The organism is Fluviicola sp., assembly GCF_039596355.1.
Classification (GTDB): Bacteria; Bacteroidota; Bacteroidia; order Flavobacteriales_D; family Crocinitomicaceae; genus Fluviicola.
Genome location: NZ_JBCNJW010000009.1, coordinates 147,671 through 168,849, shown reverse-complemented (window position 1 = coordinate 168,849; position 21,179 = coordinate 147,671). Strand labels below are relative to the sequence as shown.

The 21,179-nt window shown below is 44.5% G+C and carries 22 protein-coding genes and 1 pseudogene; 20 read left to right on the top strand and 3 right to left on the bottom strand.

Annotated elements, in window-relative coordinates; translation table 11 throughout:
* Positions 1 to 84 precede the first annotated feature (84 nt).
* Positions 85 to 315: a hypothetical protein gene (locus ABDV94_RS15805; RefSeq protein ID WP_343748176.1), complete on the top strand. Its 231-nt coding sequence runs from the start codon at positions 85 to 87 to the stop codon at positions 313 to 315.
* Positions 316 to 453: 138 nt separating this feature from the next.
* Here ABDV94_RS15805 and ABDV94_RS15800 read toward each other — a convergent pair whose 3' ends face one another.
* Both ABDV94_RS15800 and ABDV94_RS15795 read right to left on the bottom strand, forming a co-directional pair.
* The gene (locus tag ABDV94_RS15800) at positions 454 to 771 is read right to left on the bottom strand and encodes a hypothetical protein (RefSeq protein ID WP_343748175.1); all 318 of its coding nucleotides are present in this window, start codon (positions 769 to 771) and stop codon (positions 454 to 456) included.
* A 25-nt stretch (positions 772 to 796) separates the two neighbouring features.
* Complete coding sequence (locus ABDV94_RS15795; RefSeq protein ID WP_343748174.1) at positions 797 to 1,135, bottom strand: hypothetical protein; 339 nt, start codon at positions 1,133 to 1,135, stop codon at positions 797 to 799.
* 358 nt (positions 1,136 to 1,493) lie between these two features.
* On the opposite strand from ABDV94_RS15795, the gene ABDV94_RS15790 reads away from it, so the two are divergent.
* Together ABDV94_RS15790 and ABDV94_RS15785 are read left to right on the top strand one after the other, a co-directional pair.
* The gene (locus tag ABDV94_RS15790; RefSeq protein WP_343748173.1) at positions 1,494 to 1,730 is read left to right on the top strand and encodes a helix-turn-helix transcriptional regulator; all 237 of its coding nucleotides are present in this window, start codon (positions 1,494 to 1,496) and stop codon (positions 1,728 to 1,730) included.
* A 441-nt stretch (positions 1,731 to 2,171) separates the two neighbouring features.
* Complete coding sequence (locus ABDV94_RS15785; protein ID WP_343748172.1) at positions 2,172 to 3,086, top strand: hypothetical protein; 915 nt, start codon at positions 2,172 to 2,174, stop codon at positions 3,084 to 3,086.
* A 321-nt stretch (positions 3,087 to 3,407) separates the two neighbouring features.
* On the opposite strand, the gene ABDV94_RS15780 is transcribed toward ABDV94_RS15785, so the two are convergent.
* Positions 3,408 to 3,554 carry a hypothetical protein gene (locus ABDV94_RS15780; RefSeq protein WP_343748171.1) on the bottom strand — a complete coding sequence of 49 codons (147 nt, stop codon included), beginning with the start codon at positions 3,552 to 3,554 and terminating at the stop codon, positions 3,408 to 3,410.
* A gap of 279 nt (positions 3,555 to 3,833) precedes the next feature.
* Here ABDV94_RS15780 and ABDV94_RS15775 point away from each other — a divergent pair, with 279 nt between their 5' ends.
* From ABDV94_RS15775 to ABDV94_RS15695, 17 genes and pseudogenes are all read left to right on the top strand, one after another.
* Positions 3,834 to 4,289 carry a hypothetical protein gene (locus ABDV94_RS15775; protein WP_343748170.1) on the top strand — a complete coding sequence of 152 codons (456 nt, stop codon included), beginning with the start codon at positions 3,834 to 3,836 and terminating at the stop codon, positions 4,287 to 4,289.
* Positions 4,290 to 4,569: 280 nt separating this feature from the next.
* A complete protein-coding gene (locus tag ABDV94_RS15770) occupies positions 4,570 to 4,899 on the top strand; it encodes a DUF4134 domain-containing protein (RefSeq protein ID WP_343748169.1) in 330 nt (109 codons plus the stop codon).
* A gap of 16 nt (positions 4,900 to 4,915) precedes the next feature.
* On the top strand, positions 4,916 to 5,344 hold the full coding sequence (locus tag ABDV94_RS15765; protein ID WP_343748168.1) for a hypothetical protein: 429 nt from the start codon (positions 4,916 to 4,918) through the stop codon (positions 5,342 to 5,344).
* A 29-nt stretch (positions 5,345 to 5,373) separates the two neighbouring features.
* Positions 5,374 to 10,926 (top strand): helicase-related protein, encoded by a 5,553-nt coding sequence (locus ABDV94_RS15760; RefSeq protein ID WP_343748167.1) that lies wholly within the window; start codon positions 5,374 to 5,376, stop codon positions 10,924 to 10,926.
* Positions 10,927 to 10,930: 4 nt separating this feature from the next.
* The gene (locus ABDV94_RS15755; protein WP_343748166.1) at positions 10,931 to 11,593 is read left to right on the top strand and encodes a hypothetical protein; all 663 of its coding nucleotides are present in this window, start codon (positions 10,931 to 10,933) and stop codon (positions 11,591 to 11,593) included.
* 71 nt (positions 11,594 to 11,664) lie between these two features.
* Positions 11,665 to 12,333: a hypothetical protein gene (locus ABDV94_RS15750; protein ID WP_343748165.1), complete on the top strand. Its 669-nt coding sequence runs from the start codon at positions 11,665 to 11,667 to the stop codon at positions 12,331 to 12,333.
* A gap of 14 nt (positions 12,334 to 12,347) precedes the next feature.
* Positions 12,348 to 12,683 carry a DUF4133 domain-containing protein gene (locus tag ABDV94_RS15745; RefSeq protein ID WP_343748164.1) on the top strand — a complete coding sequence of 112 codons (336 nt, stop codon included), beginning with the start codon at positions 12,348 to 12,350 and terminating at the stop codon, positions 12,681 to 12,683.
* Complete coding sequence (locus ABDV94_RS15740; protein WP_343748163.1) at positions 12,680 to 13,252, top strand: hypothetical protein; 573 nt, start codon at positions 12,680 to 12,682, stop codon at positions 13,250 to 13,252. Before ABDV94_RS15745 ends, ABDV94_RS15740 begins: the two co-directional genes overlap by 4 nt.
* Before the next feature lie 31 nt (positions 13,253 to 13,283).
* Positions 13,284 to 13,799 (top strand): hypothetical protein, encoded by a 516-nt coding sequence (locus tag ABDV94_RS15735; protein WP_343748162.1) that lies wholly within the window; start codon positions 13,284 to 13,286, stop codon positions 13,797 to 13,799.
* 74 nt (positions 13,800 to 13,873) lie between these two features.
* Positions 13,874 to 14,458, top strand: coding sequence for a hypothetical protein (locus tag ABDV94_RS15730; protein ID WP_343748161.1), 585 nt, complete (start codon positions 13,874 to 13,876; stop codon positions 14,456 to 14,458).
* Positions 14,459 to 14,503: 45 nt separating this feature from the next.
* Positions 14,504 to 17,025: pseudogene (locus ABDV94_RS15725) on the top strand (TraG family conjugative transposon ATPase).
* A gap of 21 nt (positions 17,026 to 17,046) precedes the next feature.
* Positions 17,047 to 17,730, top strand: coding sequence for a conjugal transfer protein TraI (locus ABDV94_RS15720; protein WP_343748160.1), 684 nt, complete (start codon positions 17,047 to 17,049; stop codon positions 17,728 to 17,730).
* Positions 17,731 to 17,735: 5 nt separating this feature from the next.
* On the top strand, positions 17,736 to 18,368 hold the full coding sequence (locus tag ABDV94_RS15715; RefSeq protein ID WP_343748159.1) for a hypothetical protein: 633 nt from the start codon (positions 17,736 to 17,738) through the stop codon (positions 18,366 to 18,368).
* A 125-nt stretch (positions 18,369 to 18,493) separates the two neighbouring features.
* Positions 18,494 to 19,012 (top strand): TerB family tellurite resistance protein, encoded by a 519-nt coding sequence (locus ABDV94_RS15710; protein ID WP_343748158.1) that lies wholly within the window; start codon positions 18,494 to 18,496, stop codon positions 19,010 to 19,012.
* Positions 19,013 to 19,016: 4 nt separating this feature from the next.
* On the top strand, positions 19,017 to 20,084 hold the full coding sequence (gene traJ / locus ABDV94_RS15705) for a conjugative transposon protein TraJ (RefSeq protein WP_343748157.1): 1,068 nt from the start codon (positions 19,017 to 19,019) through the stop codon (positions 20,082 to 20,084).
* Positions 20,085 to 20,088: 4 nt separating this feature from the next.
* Positions 20,089 to 20,709 carry a conjugative transposon protein TraK gene (gene traK, locus ABDV94_RS15700; protein ID WP_343748156.1) on the top strand — a complete coding sequence of 207 codons (621 nt, stop codon included), beginning with the start codon at positions 20,089 to 20,091 and terminating at the stop codon, positions 20,707 to 20,709.
* A gap of 15 nt (positions 20,710 to 20,724) precedes the next feature.
* Positions 20,725 to 21,171 (top strand): hypothetical protein, encoded by a 447-nt coding sequence (locus ABDV94_RS15695; RefSeq protein ID WP_343748155.1) that lies wholly within the window; start codon positions 20,725 to 20,727, stop codon positions 21,169 to 21,171.
* Positions 21,172 to 21,179: the final 8 nt, after the last annotated feature.

Here is a 21,179-nt window from a genome sequence, read left to right as displayed (position 1 = left end):
AGGTCAGTTGGTTATGCCAAAGTTAGCAAAAGTGAAACTGAAAATGAAATATTCTGTAATTTAGCCCCGTACAACAATTGAAGGATGACCCTAAAAGAGAAACTAGCCACCCTGCGCATTGATTTTGAACTGAAGTCAGACCTCTTTCTAAAAGCAGAGCAGAAACTTTGGGACGAGGGAAATGGCTTTTTTGACAAAAAACTCCTGGATCAACTTGCTGAAGCCAAATTGGCCTACCACAAGGCAGAAAAGGAATACCTGGATTTCTTGACGGAGATCCTAATGAAAAAGCCGAACATCCATGCGGAAATGTAATGGTCTACAAAATTACGATTTAATTTTAAAGGAAGAGGCCCAATAGACCTCTTCCCTTCCTAACGCTATCTGCCATACTAACGACAGATCGATGTAAATAACCACTACAAAAATAATCAAAATGCACACATGTGCGCATCATCTTTTATCTAGTGAAAGATTTTTTAGCAGTTTCTCGTCATAAACGATGCTGATTTTATCTGGTACCGCTTCCCAAAACGACATCCATTTCCCGAAGAAGAAAAAATGACAGGTGTCTTTGTAAAATACCTTTGTTTGCCGTTCTCCACGATTGATGTACAGCACCACGTAATCTCCCTTTGCAACCAGAAAGTCGGGGAACGTATAAAAATAAGCTGTTCCCTTGAAAATATGATGGTGGGCTAAGCTACCCCCTTTACTGGCACGCATCAGCAATCGCTGTTTCCCAAAAAATCCCACGTCCATTACTTCCATAAATTCCAATATCATAGTGACAGTGTTATAGGTCTGTTCTGAACTCTACCTCTGGAGCTTTCCATTGCACCAGGCCCAACAAGATCTTTTCTGCCACATCATGGCGTTGGTCTTCGTTTTCAAAAGGAATATCAAAATTCCGTTCTATCTGTCTAACGTACCACTCCAAAAGATCAATATCGCCATCGAGATGGATCGTTCCCGTCAAAAAGAACACTGCCGAACCAATAGAGAACTGAAAATGTCCTACGTCCCGTCCCTCTTTCATCAGATCATCTGCGATCTTCGCAATTTTCAGTTCATCGGCAATCAACCTTACCAAAACTGACTTCAATTCAATTATCTTAATTTTTACGGTTCCCATTATTTTAAATTCATATTAGTGCCAGCCCAAGCAGTAAACTAACCTGCAAAGGAACTGGTGAAGATTATAAACGATTTATCCGAGGAATTGATCCCGGAAATTAGATGTGTGGTAAAAAAGGGGTGTGTGGAGCGTGAATAGTTAACTTTCTGGTTCTTGAGCTTGTGTTTAATAATTTTTACGCTTATGCGAATTCGTTGCGGCCACAAAACGCAACAAATATGAAAATGGAAAGGAATTTTCCTTCATTACAGAACAGTCTGAAAATCTGTTTTGTATTCCCCCATTTTGAAATCAGAGCATAAATATAGGATTATAATCCTATAGTAAAGCCAATCTTTTTTTAAAAACTTGTAGTGTGGAATATCCTGCAAGAGAATATCTGAAATCAAAGATTGGCGAAAATGTGGCAAGGCTTCGCTCAGATCTCCACATGTCACAGGTAGATCTATGCTATGCCGCAGACATAGACATCAGTACGCTCAGCAGGATCGAAAGGGGAGAAAAAGGTTCAAGCTTTGAAACCTACTACAAAATCTGCAAGGCCCTAAAGGTCGACATGCATGTGATTTTTATCGGAACTGACCAGAAATAACCCCCTTTTGCTTTTAAACATCCCTTCCTGGCAAACACAATGCTTCCCAGTATTTCATTAAAGGGCCATAAAGATGGAATACTCCTATCAAACAATAAAAGCCAGACTTAATTCTAGCGGTAAAAATCCCCTTTTACCACCGTAATAGAAGTGCAATAATGCAAGCTGCTTTTTGTGAAAATTCAAAAAAAATCATTTTCAGGGGTAACAAAATCAAACAATTATTGATACAAAAATAGAAAGCTTTTCAAGTGCGGAAATCTGTTCCGAGAACATCTGGAAACACCCGCTATCATTGACACTTTCACTAAACAAACAAACTTTTATGATTGCCCATCAGAAGAAATTCTTATGGGTTTTTTGCGATAAAAATAAATCTAATAGACAACCCCTCAATTTTTTTTAAGTCTACTAGAATGGTTTAATAAAAGTTAGATATATATGGCTATTCACAACACTAATGAATTTACACTACAAGATTATTCTAGTTTTCCGCTAGAATTAAGAGAACAGTTAATTGCCGCTATACAGTGCGTAGAAGACAAGGCCATGATAAACATGTTCGCCATTTTTGCAGAAGGTGTCTGCAAGGAGGTTTCGGCAAAAGTCGAAATTTTGGAGAAGCGGACAGCACGTTATCCGCATTCCAGGCCCATTATCGAAATGCTCTTGGATAAACTACGTAGGTTCGCAAATGGCGATGCGCTAAAAGCTGATGTAAAATTGATCATCTACCACCGCGACCTCGCCCAACGGCTTGAACGTATCGATTGGGAAAATCACAAGATCGATGTTTTTGCTCCCGTTGATGAAGTTTTGATCTACATGAACTACAACAGCAAATCTTACATCAGCATGCTGCAGCTCTGGCTTCGCAAGCGCATCCAGATGGCAGGGAGCCTTTCTCTCAAGCTGCAAAAGCTAAACCTATTCAGTACGCATTTCCTTCAGCTCCACCGAAAACCGGACGTTAAACTACATCCTGACCATCTGGACATCACAGATGCTCTCGATCATTGGTTTTCACTGGAAAAAGGCTATATTGAAAATGAATGGGAAATTTTGGAAAAGGCCCAGGAGAGCAAAGTAGAAACCCATAACATGGAACGTATCAAATGGCTATTGCCAAGCGATCAGCTGGCAATTCTCATTCGTGCAGGTTTTGATGCTGGTATTATCTCTGCAAAATCCATGAATTCACTTTACCAGCAGCTAATCAAATATTGCAGTTCGATCCAAAAAGATCACCTGTCCCCTTCGGCAGTTCGAAGCAGTGCATACAATCCGGAACAGGTTACTAAGGACCTTTTGCTCGAATGGCTGAAAAAGGTGATGAAGTGGATTGACGGTTATTGAAAAAAGGGGCTAATACAATAGCCCCTCATCTCCATAAGAATAGTACCCCTCCCGGATTATGATAAGATGGTCCACTATTTCTATCTGCAGTAATTTCCCCCGCTGTAAGCAACATATAGGCTATTGGCTCGGTCGGAGATTGCCCGATGAATGGTTGTGTGCCAGAATTAAGTACGTTGCCTTTATTAACAATGCTACAGAGAATATTACACGGGAATCTATGATCACGCCATCTAATCCCCCCGTAACCTGATCATAGATTGCAAGCACCTTGTTTCCGAGGTTGAGCATTAACACCTTTTCCCGCTCAATATGGTCAATCTAATCCATATCCCAATGCTGGGAAAAATCCTTGTAAGTATCTGATGGTTCTGTTACCCTTGGTAAAAGCGCAAGGCTTACCTTGTATTTATAGACAAGCTCCACTTCCGAAACCTGCCAACTTCCAGTTTTCTTTAAACTTTTCATACTACCAGTATTAAGAATGGCGGTTCGTCTTAGCTACTGCCGAGCAAGCGCAAGAAGCAACGCATTTTATGGCGGAATTTCTTGCTGCGCTCCGAGGCCCTCGCCTAAACATCGGCCTGTATCAAAACTTGACACTAAAAAAACACCTGCTAACTAATTGATTTTAAATACATAACAATTGTAACAACAAAAAATTGTGATTTCCACGCATTTGGTTATTCCCTTACTTTGTGACAACAATTCGCACGGAAATTAGAGTTTAACTAAAACGAAGGAGTTATGTTAAGTCAAATTAGTTGGTTGGATTTTTTTAAAGCCATTGGGCTGATCACAGTGATCTACTATCTGTACGTACTTATACGGTACTATCCCCAAAAATTAAAAAATCTTTTCGCTAGCCGAAAAAACGAAAATCAGGAAATGGCAGTCGTTTTTAGCAAAGATGAAAGCGACATCAATACTGAAATAGTGGAAGAAATCCACGAACAAGGCGATACTGAAATGGACAAGGTTGAGGCCCTGATCACTTCAATTGTACAACTGATCAAAGAGGCTTCAACGGATTTGAACGATCCCGAACAATTCAAGGCATCGATCCACTCGGTACTATCTAAATGCGATGGCCTACAACATTCGCTATACAGACCATCTATCAACGAGCTGATCTCAACAGAATGCTCAAAATACGGAACATTTAGGCTAAGTGTGGAGGAAGTAGATGTATTGTGGGATTGAAAGTGTAAATGTTCGAGCGGAGTGCGCTTCCCCGAACTGTCCAGTGGGATGGAATAAGTGAATTGGGGACGGAGTTTCGGCGAAGCCGCTCCGCTTTTCTAAAAGAAAAACCACCATTGCCAGGCATGATCGATAGCCTGGTGAAAATACGATAAGCAAAATAACAGTATTGCGGAGCGAGGATCCCCGAACAAGCCAGTGTAATGGAAGATGTGAGGTGGGGCTTTGTGTCGGCGAAAAACGTTCCGCATTCTTTTTTTCAACTAATTATTCAGTCAATATGAAAACGTGTAGAGGAAATCGTGGGGGCAATTTCGAAAAAATAATTGCCTCAGCAGTGTTGTTGACACTATTGGCACAACAGGTTTACGGACAAGATGGTCTTGCCGGAATTAACCAGGCAAACCAGGAAGTGAGAAGCTATTTCGGCGCCGGAACCAACTTGATGTACGCCGTGGGCGCACTATTAGGGCTGATCGGCGCTGTAAAGGTCTATCAGAAGTGGAACAACGGGGATCCAGATACCGGAAAAGTGGCCGCCGCATGGTTTGGAAGCTGTGTGTTCCTAGTGATCGTGACGACAGTAATTCAGGCATTTTTTGGTGTATAACCTAAAGCATAATGTTATGGAAACGGTATTGAAAGAACGGTTGTGGGGCTATATCGCCAGCCACAATCCGGAACTAATGTTCGAACTGCAAGAGAAATATCAGGTAACCGAATATCTGGAGCAGAAAGTAGCTGGAGTGCTGCCCGAAGCTAATGGTCTTTTAGATCAGGGCGTAGCACCTGTTACCGTTCAGGAAATATGCCTACAACAGCTCATCGAAGAACTTGGACCATCTAAGTTCCTTTTCGTCAAACGCATTTTAGAAGAGGAATTCCCTATTGCCTACGATGCATTGGTGCAGAGCAAACTGCTTACCTACGAGGTGCTGAACATGCTTGACAATTGCGGGGCAATCTTCGAAAAGTTTGGCTTTGACGAACAGAGCGGCGTACAGCGTGCGCTCCGCTACGCTATCATGGGCGAAATCAACGAATATCTGAATTAAGCGAAAGTGAGAATGAAAAGTGTGGAAGAATGGCTTACAACAGTTTACATAAGCTTAGGGCTAATATTGCCGCAATAGAGGTCGCACTCAAATGGCGTCAGGGACAGTCAATGACAACTGCGGACGTTGCTGCCCTTAAATCCTATTCGGGATTTGGGGGCATTAAGGCAGTACTATATCCTATAGGCCCAGTTGAAAAGTGGCTGGCGGACAAGGTCTCCTCTGCCGACATTCGCCTACATGGGGACATCATGCGCCTGCACGAACTCTTACACCATAATTTCCAGCAAAAGGAATATGACCAGATCATCAGCTCCCTGCGCAACAGTGTGCTTACTTCCTTTTATACGCCTGGCTTTGTTCCGTCTACGCTGTATTCGGTACTCAATAAAACAGGTATCAAGCCCCTGCGCATGTACGAGCCATCGGCAGGAGCCGGAATATTTATTACCGAAGCGGTAAAAGCACTGCCTTATCTGCAGCAGGTGGTGGCAGTTGAGAAGGATCAGCTAACAGGATTGATCCTATCTGCTATCAATTCTACATTGGAAAAAGATATCAAAACACATATCTGTGGATTTGAAGAAACACCTGTTGATGACAATGGAACCTATGATCTGGTAGTGAGCAATATTCCTTTCGGAAACTTTGGCGTCCATGACAAGGAATTTCGATCTACTGATATTACAGGAAAAATACACAATTACTTCTTTGCCAAAGGACTGGACAAACTGGCCGATGGCGGGATTATGGCCTTTATCACTACTGATGGTTTTCTGAACAGCCCTTCGAACATGGAAGTTAGGAAATACCTCTTTGAACGGGCCGATTTTCTGAGCCTTGCGGTAATGCCCGATAACCTGATGAGTGAAACCGGTGGTACACAGGCCCCGAACCATCTGCTGATCGTACAGAAGCGGGACGGCAAGGACGGACTGACTGAAGCCGAACACCAGCTGCTGGAGTGCGAAAAACAACATAACGAGTTCGGTATTTACTACCTGAACAGTTATATTGTAAACCATCCCGAAAATTATTGTGCAGATACCATCTCGGAGGGCAGGAACCAATATGGGCAGCCCCACCAGGAAGTACTACAAAAAGGAGATATTCATGATATAGGTAAAAGATTTAGTGCAATCTTAACGGCCGATCTCGATCGGTTCTTTATCAAATCGAGATTTCCAAAACAGCTCGTACAACCAACGACAGCAGAAGAAAAAACGGAAGTTCCCACCAAGAGGCTTACCTACCTGCCCATGCCGGAAAGTATGGTTTTGGATGCCAGTGTACAATTGGGACTATTCGATATTGCTCCTGTTGAGGCATTGAACCGTGCAAAGGTCTATATCAGTGACAATGACCAGGAAACGGTACGGAGGGAAACCGCCCGTATGGTGAGCACCATCCGTACAACTGATAATCCTACGCACGAGACACTGGTACTGATTACCGCCAAACAGCAAAAGGGCAACCAGTACGTGTACAAGCTATATTCCAATGTAAGTGAAATCACCGTGAGCGAGCGGTGGCACAAGGCAGGCGACATACGGGCCATATTGGAGCAGGCCACTACCAAACTGCACCAGTTCGACCACACATACAGCTATGAGGGAGACCAGTTACTGGCCGATGCCTTTGCGCTGCAGAAAACGCCCGTTATCGGCACCCATATCATCAAACCTTACTACCGTGAAGGTACGCTGGTAGTGGTCAACGGAGAAGTCGGGCAACTGGTAAAGCTCGATTTGGAATTTGGCAGGGCCGAATTCAAGCAGCTTGGTTCACAGTCCAACTTGGCATTCAATACCCAATACTGCCAGCTACGTGATGCCTACATGGAACTCTCTGCAATGGAATTGGACGGGAAACCCATTCCGCAGGGACAACGTGATGCACTCAACGAACAATACGAAAACTTCGTTGCGATGCACGGAGCGTTGAACAGCCAACGGAACCGGGTACGCATTATGGAAGATGCAGGCTGTGGGCTGATCGTCCTTTCTTCATTGGAACGCAGGGAGGGCAACCAGTATGTAAAGGCGGACATCCTTACCACATCCATCGTCAAAAAACAGGAAAGGTTTATAACGGATCAGCCTGCACACGCACTGGCGTACGCCCTGAACGAGGTAGGCCGGGTTGATCTTGATATGATCAGCAGTTCGTTGCAGCGCACTACCGAAGAGACAATTTCCCTATTGGGCGATCATATCTACCTGAACCCGGTAGGCAATATATGGGAAACAGCCGACCATTACCTGAGCGGTAATGTGGTGCGAAAATTACAATTGGGACGTAAAGCCTTGGAACATGAACCCGGCAATCAACAGTACCAGCGCAGTGTAGCTGCCCTGGAACGGTCACAGCCCGAAAAGATACCGTTCGAACTACTTGAATTCAACCTTGGTGAGCGCTGGATACCTTCTGGTCTCTACCAGGATTTTGCTACCAAACTGTTCGATAGCAAATCAGAAGTGGCATACTTCCCCTCTGTGGACAGTTTTAAGGTAAGCACAAAGGGTGGCACCAAGGTCAATACCGAGTATGCGGTAACGACCAAATCGGGACGTAAAACCTACGGCTATACCCTACTGGAATATGCCCTGGAAAATACCACTCCCTATTTTACCTATGAAGTCATACTTTCGCACGGAAAGACCGTCCGCAAACCAGATAACGAGGCGATACAGCTGGCACATGAAAAGATCGAACAAATCCGTAGCAATTTCTTGGAATGGCTTTCGGAACTCCCTGCCGAAAAGAAGCAGGAGCTGGAAGATCTTTACAACGAGACCTATAACTGCTACTGTCTGCGGGAATACGATGGAAGCCATCTGACTTTTCCGGGACTTGACCTCAAAGCACTCGGTATTACCGACCTGTACAGCTCACAAAAAAATGCCATCTGGCGGATCGTACAAAACCGTGGGGCATTGATCGACCATGAAGTGGGATTGGGCAAAACCCTTACCATGATCGTGTCCTCCCATGAAATGAAACGGCTGGGACTGATCCATAAGCCTGCGATACTTGCGCTACAATCAAATGTTGGGCAGATTGCCGATGCCTACCGTTTGGCCTATCCAAAAGCAAGGTTGCTGGCACCGGGCGAAAATGATTTTACGCCCCGGAACCGCCAGCGCCTGCTCCATGAAATGAAGAACAACAACTGGGACTGTGTGATCATGACGCACGAACAGTTCGAAAAGATAGAGCAGTCAAACGAAATCCAGCAGCAGATATTTGTCCAGGAGCTGGAAAACGTGGAACGCGACCTTAAAACAATGGAAGACATTGGCGGAGAGATTGCAAAAAAAGCCCGCACTGGTCTGGAAGTAAAGAAGAACAACCTGGACGTAAAGCTGAAGAATGTCAAAGACCGGATGGATGCCAAAAAGGACGAGGGCATCAATTTTCAGGAGATCGGCATTGACCACCTGTTTGTGGACGAAAGCCATAAGTTCAAAAATCTCACCTTTACCACAAGGCATACCCAGGTTGCGGGACTTGGCAATGTGAACGGGAGCCAGCGGGCACTGAACATGCTCTTTGCAGTGCGTACCCTACAGGATAAATTCGATGCTGACCTCTGCGTAACCTTTTTGTCCGGTACACCAATCTCCAACAGCCTGACAGAACTGTACCTGATCTTCAAATTCCTGCGTCCACGTGAACTGGAGCGCTTAAACATTGAAAGCTTCGATGCCTGGGCAGCCGTACATGCCAAAAAGGTCAGCGACTTCGAGTTCAATGTAGCCAATGAGATTGTTGTAAAAGAGCGGTTCCGCTTTTTCATCAAGCTTCCGGAGCTGGCCATGTTCTATAATGAAATTGCCGACTACAAGACAGCTGACCACATCAAGCTCGATAAGCCCCAGGTGGATGAAAGGCTGATCAATATCGCTCCTTCTCTAATCCAACAGGAGTTTATCGAAAAGCTGATGCACTTTGCCAAGACCGGTGATGCAACTTTTCTGGGCAGGCAACCACTTACGTCCAAAGAGGATAAGGCACGTATGCTGATCGCCACCAATTACGCGAAAAAACTGGCCGTGGATATGCGGCTGATCAATGAAAACCTATACGGCGACCATCCGGACAACAAGATCAATGTCTGTGCGAGGAATATTGCCCAGATACACCGCGAAACGGAAAGCTACAAAGGTACCCAGTTGGTGTTCTGTGACATGGGAACTCCCGGAACAGACGGGTTTAACATCTACCAGGCGCTAACGGATAAACTGGTCAACGATTTTGGAATTTCCGAAAATGAAGTTGCCTTTGTGCATAGTTACAGCCGAAAACAAAAGTCGGAACTATTCAAAAAGGTCAATGACGGTGATATTAGGGTACTGTTGGGAAGCACCGAAAAACTGGGAACGGGCAACAACTCCCAGCAAAGGATAGTAGCGATACACCATCTGGATATTCCGTGGAAACCTTCGGAATTCGAGCAGCGTACCGGTCGCGGGGCAAGACAGGGAAACTGGGTGGCAAAGCAATTTCGGGACAATAATGTACTGAATTACATATATGCCACGGAACGGTCGCTAGACGCCTATAAGTTTAATCTCTTGAAAAACAAACAGTTTTTCATCAGCCAGATGAAGAATAACCAGCTTCAGGTACGAAGCATTGACGAAGGAGCAATCGATGAGAATGGAGGAATGAACTTTGCCGAATACCTTGCGATCCTGTCTGGAGACACCTCGCTGATGGAAAAGGCAAAACTGGAAAAGAGGGTTACGGCTTTGGAAGCACTAAAAAAAATCCACTATAAGGAGGTCAGCTATAACCGTTTGGAGGTAGAGAGAATGGCACGGGAAAAAGACAGCCAGGAAAGGATGCTTGAAAAATTCCAAAAGGACGAAGCCCATTACCATTCGGTTCTGCAGGTCGGAAAGGATGGGATAAAAGTAAATCCCTTACAGCTGATCGGCATAAAAAGTAGTGATAGCGAAACCCTTGGAAAGCACACTATCGATCTGTTCCGCAATTGGCATCCGAAAGACATGAACAACCTCGAACAACGGATAGGTTCGTTATACGGCTTTGATCTGTATATCCAGGCATATTCTCTCGATTTTGACGACAAAAACGGTTTCCAGAACAGGTTCTACGCAAAACGTGGTCAAGACGGCATTAAATATCTCTACAACAACGGATGGCCAAATATTGACAACCCAAAACTTGCGGCCAGGCATTTCCTGAACGCCATTGATCGGGTCGGTACGCTGGTAAAGAACACTTCGGAAAAGATCGCCGAACTGGAGAAAAGTATTTCGGAAGTAAGAGCATTGAACGAAAGGGCTTTCGCCAGGGAAAAAGAACTGGAAGATCTGAAAGCGGAGCTGAAGGTGCTCGAAAAAAAGATCATGCAGAAAATAGCCGCTGTAAAACAGGATGCTACGGCTGGAAGCTCCCCACCACCAGAAGATACACGGGAACCCATGCTGACGATAGCGGAAGGGATTGACCATGAAGAAAGTACAAAGGTCATAAAAATGAAACCTGATAATTCTCAACAGAGAATGTATGCGCAGATGCGGAAAAATACAAAGATGAAATTTAAGAGATAGGATGATGGATAAGCAAAGAGAACTCCCGGAAATAGAGATAGACGGACGGCGATGGATCGTGGATGTGAATGGTTTTCAACTTATTGACAGGGAAAATCCCGAAAACAAGATGAAAGCGGCAGAAATGCGCTATTCCGAAAACGGGTACACATTTTTATACGACAGGGCGAGCCGGAACCTGATATCAGATTTCATGACGGACTATAAAGTGGAAATCAGTCGGGAACAGATAAAAAGCGGAATGCTCTATATCCAGATACCCAATTTCGCCGTGATGGATGCCATTGGTGTGGCGCAGCGCTATGGGTGTACCAATCAAGCATTGGAAGCCGGGAACAATCTGGATTATCTGATCCTGGAAGACCGAAACCTGAAGATCGATCTGGGAGCGATGCCCCAGGTGATAGAAGATGGAATTTTCTCGGAAAATGCTGTTCCCGGAAAAATGTCAACTGAAATCCGTCTGGAAGATTTTCTATTCCGCAAACTACAGATCTACGCTGGGATAACGGACAGACCTCGTGCAATTGACAATAGAGCCGAGAACACGGTTCCCAAAATCAGAAACGATCTGGTGGTTACCTCCGCATGGAGTGGCCCAGCGAAAAACAGGTACCTGAGCGACAACCAGCATGTACATAGAACCAGAAGAAAATTAGGCCGATAGCCCATCAGGAACAATGGCAAGCTCGGATTAGCAAACAATCAACTGATCACAAAAGGACAAATATTAAAACGATGAAAGCGCAGACAGAAATCCCGGAAATAGAAATAGCAGGAAAAACCTGGTTGGTGGATGTTGACGGTTTTCAGATCATTGACAAGGAAAATCCCTCTAACACTATCAGTGCTGCCGATATGCGATATTGCCTGGAAGGCTATTCATTTTTATACAACAGGGAAAAACATTGCCTTGCACCAAATTTCATCGCCGATGCAAGAATTGAAATGGAAAAAGAACTAGACGAATTCCTCTATGTCCAAATTCCAAATTTTATCGAGATGGATCTGGGGGGGACTGCCAAAAGATACGGGTTTAAAAAAGAGGAGCTTCTGGGTGAAACAGATTACAATATCCTGATAGACCGGAACTTCAAAATCAATAACCGTTCGTTATCGAGTGGCATAGAAGAACGTGTTTTTTTTCACCATGCCAAAAATAGAAAAATGCCGATCGAAATCCCTGCCGGGGAGTTTATGCTAGCCAAATTCCAGTATTTCTCCGACATGATAAAGGCCAAACCTCTTTTGGCAGAACATATCGAACACCAGTATCCTGAAATGAAGGAAGATCTTGCTATTGTAATTAATGAATTCCGCTTGCGGAAAGCCCTACACCAAAAGAATAAAGCCCCCCTTCAGGATCAAAAGAAAACGTACGTCCGCAGAAGAAAAATTGGACGGTAAAATAAATCAAAATTATGGCAACTTCAAACTATCAGATCAACAAAGGGATCAATAAAAGTATTGAGTTCAAAGGACTAAAGGCGCAGTACATTTGGTACGTGGGTATTGGTTTTGTCGGCGTGCTGATCCTCTTCTCCCTACTCTACTTCATTGGTATTCCCTCCATCGTTTGTGTACTTATTGCGGCTGTTCTTGGTGGCGGGGTAGTTGCCAAAGTGTACTCGATGAGCAACAAATACGGGGAATACGGCCTGATGAAGGCACTTGCCCGTAAGCAGGTGCCAAACGTGATCAAAATTAACGATCGGAAATTATTTCAGTCGATTACTAAAACAGGAAAACGGTCATGAAGAAGTGGTATAAAGATATTGAGATCAAGCTGAAAGGAGAACTTCAGGCGAAGGTCAACCAACAGCAAAAGCTTACGATTGACGAACAGGCTTTATATCAGCGCTTAAATTGTGCAAAGCATCCAACAGTAGAAATCGCCGGACATATCTTCTACGTCAATTACCATCTGCAAAAATTGGAACCCAGTGGAGATTTCATGAGTTCGGGTATTCGTTTTGCCGATCTGGATGACTTTCACAATGATGAAATGAACAGATATGAAATACCATACGACAGTAATAGGCGTTGTATCGCGGAAATTGACCTCGACTGTTTCTTTGAGATACCAGAAGGTGTTTTTGTTGTGGTAATTCCATATCCGTCGGTAATGGATCGGGTCGGATATGCGAGAAGTTTCGGGACACTCTATGAAAATATCCTAAAGGAAATCCCTCAAAAATCCCATTTCAAAGTAGAAGTACTTCACGGAAAAGATAGTTATCTCGAAGAGTTCGTAAAGATGAACCGGAAAGCGGAAGGGCTACCTCCACTAGTAGTAAAGAAAAAATGCAAAGGTTTGAACAGATAAAACCGAATAACGCTCCCCAAACAGTTGAATAATGAAGTCAGGAAAAGCTGTAAAAATGGAAACGAATATGGAAATACCTAATAAACAAGGAAACAGAGAGGTTACGCTGGACATTAACGGGCATACCTTTTTGATTGACTTCGCACGAAGGCGCATCTTGCCCAAAGGAGATGAAAATTCGACGGGCATTCCGTTCCGCGTGTTCAAGACACATTTTATGGAAAAAACCGACAGATGCGAAATTCCCTACGATACAAAGAAGCACGAATTTGTAAAGATGGACTATCGTACCGTTACAGCGGTTCCTGAAAATGTGATCCTGGTTGCCTTTCCCCATCTGGACAGGATGGCTCCGACGGAGTATTCGGTCATGGGTGGCTGGGCACGGGAAGATTTCGAGCCGCTGGAAGGTCAGCAGAACCATTTCACGGCAACCATACTCAAAGGTGAAAGCAATTGGTTGGATAAGCTGGCAAAGATCAACCAGGCGGAACAAAAGCTGCCACAGATAAATTCATCAAGACGCTCAAGGCAAATGGGAAGATAAAATGGTTAGAATAATGGGGTTAACTCAAAACCGTAAGATTTCTCAACGCCTTAACATCAATAACAATAATTGAAATGGAAAAAGATTTTGAAACTGTACTTGAGGCAGAACTTAAGGGAAAGGTAGAAAAAGGACAAGTTCTCACAGAAAATGAGCAGGCACTATATGAGAGGATAAATAAGGGCCGGCTCACCACCCTTGAAATTATGGGACGTATTTTTTATGTTGATTTTAGGATGTTCATGCTAAGGCCCCACAATGATTTCAAGAAAAACGCTGGAATTCAATTTGCAGACTTGGGAGAATACCTATCTGAAGATAAGACCCAATGCCTCATTCCTTATGATCCTCAAAAAAGAACTTTGGCAGATGTTAACGATTTGGGTCAAATACCCGAAAACTGCGCATGGGTATCTTTTCCTGCACCTCACATCATGGATCCCGTTGGCTATGCCAGAATAAGTGGAAACCTAAAAGATATTCTAACGACAGTACCTCAAAAATCATGTTTTGACGCAAAATTAGTTTCGGAAGCAGACGAAAATTTAAATGAGATAAACTTCAATGCGGTATTGACGAAAGGACTAAAACGACTTTCTAGCGCCGAGAACAATACGCAGGAACGATCCCGAAAAAAGGGAAAGAAAATGGGAAGATAAAATAGTGTTTGGAAAACGGGCCTAGCCCAAAAAAGAAATGTGAAGATGGAAAAAGTGTTGAAGGAAATATTTCCAATCATGGACGTAGAACATGATTGCATATTAAGCAATAAAGGGGATATAACGGTAGTATTCAAGGCTGAACTGCCCGAAGTGTTCACCCAATCAAATGAGGAATACGAAGCCTTTCACCATGCATGGGTGAAGGCTATCAAAGTATTACCAAAACATAGTGTGCTGTACAAACAGGATTGGTTCGTACAGACAAAATATAAAGCAGATTTCAGCAAGGAAGACACCAGTTTTCTGACCCGGAGCAGCGAGCGTTTTTTTAACGAACGCCCGTTTTTAGATCACAGTTGCTATATCATGCTAACCAAATCGCCCAACGGACGAAAACCGGCAACATCCCTGTTTTCCAACCTGATCCGCAGGAATATAGTGCCTGAAGAAACGATCAGCACGACAATGCTCCAGGAGTTTCTGGACAGCGTGGGCCAGTTCAAACGCATCCTCGAAGATAGCGGGTTTATTACGCTTACCCGATTGCATGCCGAACAGTTGATGAGCCAACCGACGCAGGTAGGACTGATCGAAAAATATCTCTGTCTCAACGAGCGAAAAGGGGATCTAGTTTACGGTGACATCTGCTTTGACGAAGGGCTTCAAGTTGGGGATAAGCATTGCCTGCTCTACACTTTGGGTGCTGCCGAAGACCTTCCCGCACAATGTTCAAGTAAGATAACGTATGACAAATATTCAACCGATCGTACTAAATATTCAGTGGGGTTCGCAAGTCCTTTGGGACAACTGCTTTCCTGCAACCATGTTTACAGCCAGTACATATTTGTAGATGATGCCCAAAAAACACTGAAACAGCTGGAAAGCAAAAGGCTCCGGTTGCAATCGCTGTCGGCATACAGCCGTGAGAATACCATTTCACGCGATGCCACTAATGATTTTCTCAACGAAGCCATAAGTCAGCAAAGGCTCCCAGTGAAAGCACATTATAATGTGCTTGCTTGGACGAACGAAAAGGACGAACTGAAGGAACTCCGTAATATGGTTTCATCGGCATTGGCTCAAATGGATGCATCTGCAAAGTTGGAAACCGTGGGGGCGCCGCAAATCTTTTGGGCAGGCATTCCCGGTAACAGTGCCGATTTCCCAATGAACGATACGTTCGATACGTTTGCTGAACAGGCAACCTGTTTTTTGAATTTGGAAACTGGGTATCGAACTTCCATTAGTCCTTTTGGCATCCGGCTTGGTGACAGGCTGACCGGAAAACCCGTTCACGTGGATATTTCCGATGAACCGATGGAAAACGGCATTAGCACAAATCGGAACAAGTTCATATTAGGCCCAAGCGGGGGATGCCGGGCTATTTTTAATTAAATAGCCCGGCATCCCCTGACAAAAATGGATCAGGAAAATCTTTTTTTACCAATCATTTGGTGAGAAGTTATTACGAACAGGGAACGCACATTGTCCTTGTAGATGTTGGGCACTCGTACAAGGGGCTTTGTGATATGGTCCAAGGGTATTACTTTACTTACTCCGAGGAAAACCCCATCCGCTTTAATCCCTTCTTTATTAGTGAAGGTGATAACCTTGACACCGAAAAAAAGGAAAGTATTAAAACCCTTCTGCTTGCCCTCTGGAAAAAAGATGACGAGCAATTCAAGCGTTCGGAATACGTGGCGTTATCAAATGCCATCACCGGGTATTTCGACGAGCTGGAAAAGAACAAAAAGCTTTTCCCTTGTTTCGATACCTTCTACGAGTTTTTAAAGGAAAAATATGTACCGGTTCTGGAAGCAGAAAATGTAAAGGATCGCGATTTTGATGTCAACAACTTCCTGTATGTACTGCGCCCATATTATAAGGGTGGCGAGTTCGACTATCTGCTCAATGCAACTGAAAACCTGAACCTGCTGCAGGAACGTTTTATCGTGTTCGAATTGGACAATATTAAGGACCACAAGATCCTGTTTCCGGTGGTCACCATCATTATAATGGAGGTGTTCATCAGTAAAATGCGGAAACTAAAAGGTATCCGGAAAATGATCTTGATCGAAGAGGCTTGGAAAGCGTTGATGACCGAAGGATTTGCCGAGTACATTAAATACCTATTCAAGACCGTCCGTAAATTCTTTGGTGAAGCCATAGTCGTAACCCAGGAGATTGAAGACATCATTAGTTCCCCTGTTGTCAAACAGGCTATCATCAACAACAGCGATTGCAAGATACTGCTCGACCAGTCAAAATACCAGAACAAGTTTGATCAGATACAGGAACTTTTGGGACTGACAGATAAGGAAAAGGCACAGGTGCTTTCGGTCAACAAGGCAAATGATCCGACCAAAAAATACAAGGAAGTTTTTATCAGTCTGGGCGGCATGCTTTCCAAAGTTTACCGAACCGAAGTTTCGGTTGAAGAGTACCTGGCCTATACCACAGAGCAGACCGAAAAAGTAAAACTAATGTACTATGCCGAAAAATTCGGCGGGGACATCCGCAAGGGAATTATGGCGATGGCAGATGCCATCCGGAGCAAAAAGTAGTAACCGATAAAATCAAATACAATGAAGTATCTAAGAAAAATAGCGATGGCACTTGCTTTTGTAGCGATTGTCATCCTGCCCACCCAGCAGGCACACGCAGGTATCATCGGACTGATCAAAGCGGTGCTGACCAAGGCTATAAAAGCTGCCGACCTGGCTGTACAAAAGAAGCAGAACCGTGTGTTAGACCTCCAAAATGCGCAGAAAAAACTGGAAAACGCGATGGCGAAGCAGAAGCTGAGCGAAATAACCGATTGGGCGCAAAAACAAAAAGAACAGTACCAGCGGTATTTCGACGAACTGAAAAAGGTAAAAGATGCTATCCGTGACTATCAGCGTGTTAAAGATATTATTCAAATGCAGTTGCGCATTACCACCGAGTACGGCAAGGTTTGGGAGCTGATCAAAAAGGACAAGAATTTCACGGCAAAAGAACTGCAATACATGCAAAAGGTGTATACCAACCTACTGAACCGAACATTGCAGAATGTCAAACAGCTCCGCAACATTACCACTTCCTACTCTACCCAGATGAGCGACGGCAAAAGGATGGAACTCACCAATGCCATTGCCGAAGACGTGCAACGAAATTATGACGATCTACGAAGATTTAGCGCCGGCAACATCCAGTTGAGCCTTTCGAGAACGAAGAGCCAAAAAGACGTAGATCAGGTGCGTGCATTATATGGAATTGACAAAAACTGACCGTTATGAAAAAGATCATATTTACAGCGATTGTCCTGCTTTTAGCTGGCTTGGCAAGCGCACAAAAGAACAAAGAGCTGAAAATCCAAATGGAACAGCTCGCCAAATACAAACTTCAGTCCACCATCGTAAAGGAAAAGAACCGCATCGATGAGCAGGGCCTGGACAATATCAGCAGATACAAAAACGGAACCTCGGTGCTGTACAGCGAATATTTTAAATCGCTATTTACTGTGAATGTAAATATCAAAAACGGCGACAAGGCGCAGTACATCCGCGACGTAATCGACGAAATCAAGCGCTTTTTCCCATCGACCATCACCAAAGCGACTAATAGCGGAATTTATGAGCGGGGCGAAATTGCCTATTTCCTTAAAGTGTACGACAATGTGCTAAAGGATTGCAACGATATTATTCGGAACCTGAATGCGGTAACCTCAAATAACCAACTGGAAATGAGCGATGACCAGCGGATCGAAAGGATCGACCTGCTGCACGACCGCATGGTCAGTGCCTATATGTTTTCCCGCCAGTTCTGCAACAATATCGAAAACATCAAACGCGCCCGTGAAAGGGAAAGACAAGATACCCAAAGGGTAATACAACTCTACGGGCTGGATAACAACAAAAAAGAATAGCCATGAAAAATATCGCATTTACAATAATGGTATGGTCGATGGTAGCCATCAGCCAGAGCAACCGTGCAATGGCGCAGAGCCAGGAAGCAAAACAACTGGCGCTCAATATTGCCAAGTTAAAGCAGATGAAAAACATCCTAACGCAGTTCAAGGATGCCTACGACATCCTCAATAACGGCTACAACGAGATCAGAGACATATCAAAGGGCGATTACAGCCAGCACAAGAGCTACCTCGATGGTCTTTTGAATGTTAGCCCGACCGTACGCAACTACAGCCGGGTGGCGACCATTATAAAATACCAATACCAACTGGTGGCGGAGAACCGGAAAGCCTATGCCCGTTTCAGCTCCAGCAAGATGTTCGGTCCTCAGGAACTGGACTATATGAGCAGGGTGTATAACCAGCTCCTAAACCAGAGCCTGAACAACCTGGAGGAACTGACCACCATTCTCACCAACGGCAAGACCCGGATGTCGGACGACGAACGGTTGCAGGCAATTGATCGGATCTACGCCGACATGGAGGAAAAGCTGAACTTCCTGAAAGCCTTCAATAACTCTACCGGAGCGCTGGCACTACAGCGCCAGCGTGAAAGGAATGATGTGAAATCAGTGGAAAAACTATATGGAATAAAATACTAAGAAAATGAAAAAGCTATTGAAAACAACAGTATTACTTATGCTGACGTGCATACCTATTTTAACATTTGCACAATCTTCTGACAGTGGCGTTGCCAGTTTCCACCGTGTACTTGAAAACATCTACGATGAAATGATGCCACTATGCAGTGAACTGATCGGAGTGTCCAGGGCAATTGCGGGCTTTGCCGCAACCTGGTACATAGCGTACAGAGTCTGGAAGCATATTGCAAATGCGGAACCCATTGATTTTTTTCCCTTGTTCCGTCCCTTTGTATTAGGGTTCTGCATCATGATCTTTCCATCAGTGCTGGCAATGATCAATACGGTAATGAAGCCTACCGTGACCGGTACTGCGGCAATGGTCGATAATTCAAATGCAGCGGTCGCAGTACTCCTTAAAAAACGTGCCGAAGCGACCTACCAAAGTGAGCAATGGCAGATGTACATCGGAGCGGACGGCCTTGGCGACCAGGATCGCTGGTATCGATATACGCACGATGGTGCCGATCCATCAAATCAGAACATCTTGGAAAGTTTTGGCAACAGCTTCCTTTTCAATGGGCAAAAGGCGATGTACGCCATCAAGTACCTCATACGTCAGGCAGTAAGTGAAATCCTTCAGATCATATTTGAAGGTGCTGCACTCTGCATCAATACGCTCAGGACTTTCCAGCTGATCGTACTGTCGATACTCGGTCCGCTCATTTTCGGACTTGCCGTCTTTGACGGGTTCCAGCACACGCTGACTGCGTGGCTTGCCCGCTACATCAATATTTTCCTATGGTTACCGGTCGCCAATATCTTCGGTGCTATCATCGGAAAGATACAGCAGGAAATGCTGAAGATGGATATTGTCGAAATCAATGCTACTGGTGATGCTTCCTTTTTCAACCATACAGATACCGCGTACATGATATTCATGATCATAGGCATCATCGGCTATTTCACCGTGCCAAGCGTTGCCAACTACATTGTACAGGCTGGCGGCGGTGGCGCGTTGCAGACAAAGGCAACTGGAATGTTCAATACGGTTTCCACCAGCCCAATAAAAATGATAAAAAACAACATGTAAGGTTATGTTCACAAAAGCAAAAAATATCGACCAAGCATTCCGGCAGGTGCGCATATTCTGCATCCTAATGCTTGTTTGTAGTCTGATAATTACCTGCGTTGCCATCGTCAAGAGCTACAGCATAGTCACCTCTATGCAGGAAAAGGTGTATATCCTGGCTAACGGAAAGGTACTGGATGCTTATGCCTCTGACAGAAAGGATAATGTGCCGGTGGAAGCCCGTGACCATATACGCACGTTCCACAAGTATTTCTTTACGCTGGATCCGGACGACAAGGCGATACAGCAGACGATCACCAAAGCACTGTATCTGGCAGATGGTTCAGCCAAACGCCAGTACGACGACCTCCGTGAAACGGGCTATTATTCCAACCTGATCTCGGGAAATATCAACCAGACTATAAACGTGGACAGCGTAGTGGTCAGTACAGCTGATTATCCGTTTCGCTTTCGTTGCTACGCCACGCAGGAGATCGTAAGACCGACGACCGTCACCAAACGAAGCCTGATTACCGAGGGCGCTTTACGGAACGTTTCGCGTAGCGATAACAACCCTCATGGCTTTCTCATAGAACGTTGGAGCACCATCGAGAACCGCGACCTGAAAACAGAGAACAGAAGATAAACAAATTCGAACATCATGAAAACAGATAATCATAAACAAGAAACGCAGAAGGAAAAGCTTACCGTAAAAGCATTCCGACGATTAAGTGTGTTGTTTGGCCGTGTGCAGACGGTCTGGGCAGAATGGATGAATAGGAAAACCGCAGGGCTTTCGAAAAGGACCTTATACATATCCCTCTTCCTCTTTATTGGCTTCAGCATCGCCTATAATTCAATGGTGCTTTTAGGCACATCGTCACAGGTCGGCTTCGGAAATATCAAGACACCTATTAAGGTTGCCCAGCCAAAAGCGGTTGACGATGTATACAAATCGGAAATCAAAAAAGTGAAGCGCTTCACTAAGGTGATGGACAGCCTTTACCGATCACCAGCTGGCAGGAAGACCTACGACAGCATCATGAAGGCCCGCCCCGGACTGCTTGACAGCGCCCGTGCAATGCAACAACTGATCGATAAATTTTAAATCCACAG

Coding starts and splice junctions, on each gene's coding strand:
- ABDV94_RS15770 (WP_343748169.1), top strand. CDS start 4,570: ATGAAAACGTGTAGAGGAAATCGTGGGGGCAATTTCGAAAAAATAATT.
- ABDV94_RS15805 (WP_343748176.1), top strand. CDS start 85: ATGACCCTAAAAGAGAAACTAGCCACCCTGCGCATTGATTTTGAACTG.
- ABDV94_RS15695 (WP_343748155.1), top strand. CDS start 20,725: ATGAAAACAGATAATCATAAACAAGAAACGCAGAAGGAAAAGCTTACC.
- ABDV94_RS15750 (WP_343748165.1), top strand. CDS start 11,665: ATGAAAGCGCAGACAGAAATCCCGGAAATAGAAATAGCAGGAAAAACC.
- ABDV94_RS15780 (WP_343748171.1), bottom strand. CDS start 3,554: ATGAAAAGTTTAAAGAAAACTGGAAGTTGGCAGGTTTCGGAAGTGGAG.
- ABDV94_RS15735 (WP_343748162.1), top strand. CDS start 13,284: ATGAAGTCAGGAAAAGCTGTAAAAATGGAAACGAATATGGAAATACCT.
- ABDV94_RS15710 (WP_343748158.1), top strand. CDS start 18,494: ATGAAAAACATCCTAACGCAGTTCAAGGATGCCTACGACATCCTCAAT.
- traK (WP_343748156.1), top strand. CDS start 20,089: ATGTTCACAAAAGCAAAAAATATCGACCAAGCATTCCGGCAGGTGCGC.
- ABDV94_RS15755 (WP_343748166.1), top strand. CDS start 10,931: ATGGATAAGCAAAGAGAACTCCCGGAAATAGAGATAGACGGACGGCGA.
- ABDV94_RS15800 (WP_343748175.1), bottom strand. CDS start 771: ATGGAAGTAATGGACGTGGGATTTTTTGGGAAACAGCGATTGCTGATG.
- ABDV94_RS15715 (WP_343748159.1), top strand. CDS start 17,736: ATGAAAAAGATCATATTTACAGCGATTGTCCTGCTTTTAGCTGGCTTG.
- ABDV94_RS15795 (WP_343748174.1), bottom strand. CDS start 1,135: ATGGGAACCGTAAAAATTAAGATAATTGAATTGAAGTCAGTTTTGGTA.
- ABDV94_RS15745 (WP_343748164.1), top strand. CDS start 12,348: ATGGCAACTTCAAACTATCAGATCAACAAAGGGATCAATAAAAGTATT.
- ABDV94_RS15765 (WP_343748168.1), top strand. CDS start 4,916: ATGGAAACGGTATTGAAAGAACGGTTGTGGGGCTATATCGCCAGCCAC.
- traJ (WP_343748157.1), top strand. CDS start 19,017: ATGAAAAAGCTATTGAAAACAACAGTATTACTTATGCTGACGTGCATA.
- ABDV94_RS15730 (WP_343748161.1), top strand. CDS start 13,874: ATGGAAAAAGATTTTGAAACTGTACTTGAGGCAGAACTTAAGGGAAAG.
- ABDV94_RS15775 (WP_343748170.1), top strand. CDS start 3,834: ATGTTAAGTCAAATTAGTTGGTTGGATTTTTTTAAAGCCATTGGGCTG.
- ABDV94_RS15785 (WP_343748172.1), top strand. CDS start 2,172: ATGGCTATTCACAACACTAATGAATTTACACTACAAGATTATTCTAGT.
- ABDV94_RS15720 (WP_343748160.1), top strand. CDS start 17,047: ATGAAGTATCTAAGAAAAATAGCGATGGCACTTGCTTTTGTAGCGATT.
- ABDV94_RS15760 (WP_343748167.1), top strand. CDS start 5,374: ATGGCTTACAACAGTTTACATAAGCTTAGGGCTAATATTGCCGCAATA.
- ABDV94_RS15740 (WP_343748163.1), top strand. CDS start 12,680: ATGAAGAAGTGGTATAAAGATATTGAGATCAAGCTGAAAGGAGAACTT.